Below are 654 nucleotides of genomic sequence, written 5' to 3' on the forward strand. Positions count from 1 at the left end.
CAACACCACCGATGTCAGGAGAAACAACCACAACATCATCGAAGTCGCGTTCTTTCATATCTTCAAGTAGCACTGGGCTACCAAATACGTTATCAACTGGTACGTCGAAGAAACCTTGGATTTGTTCAGCGTGTAAATCAACCGTCAGAACGCGGTCAACCCCAACACTTGAAAGGAAATCTGCAACTACTTTAGCTGTGATTGGAACACGCGCAGAACGCACGCGGCGGTCTTGACGTGAGTAACCAAAATAAGGAATAACTGCGGTAATACGTCCAGCAGATGCACGACGTAGGGCATCAACCATAACGATAAGCTCCATCAGGTTATCGTTAGTGGGGTTACAGGTTGATTGGACAATGAAAACGTCAGAGCCACGAACATTTTCATTAATTTGAACACTGATCTCACCGTCACTAAAACGGCCAACAACAGCATCGCCTAATTCAATATACAAACGTTTTGCAACTTTTTGAGCTAGCTCAGGTGTTGCGTTACCAGCGAAGAGCTTCATGTCAGGCACGGTAGGGTTCCTCAGGCACTGAATTTTGGGACTAACAGGCTATGGTAGGCACCAAAGCAGGTTAACATTTACTTGTACGTTACTTCATTTCAAAGTGAGCATTTAATGCTGTATGAGCAGGAGAAAGTGTA

At 44.8% G+C, this 654-nt stretch carries 1 protein-coding gene; it reads right to left on the reverse strand.

The window, feature by feature from the left end; translation table 11 throughout:
* A partial coding sequence (locus tag GY843_RS04410) for a ribose-phosphate diphosphokinase (protein WP_297306932.1) occupies positions 1-523 on the reverse strand: 523 nt, incomplete at its 3' end.
* Between the last annotated feature and the right edge of the window lie 131 nt (positions 524-654).

The sequence above is a fragment of the Neptuniibacter sp. genome, assembly GCF_024231755.1.
GTDB lineage: Bacteria > Pseudomonadota > Gammaproteobacteria > Pseudomonadales > Balneatricaceae > Neptuniibacter.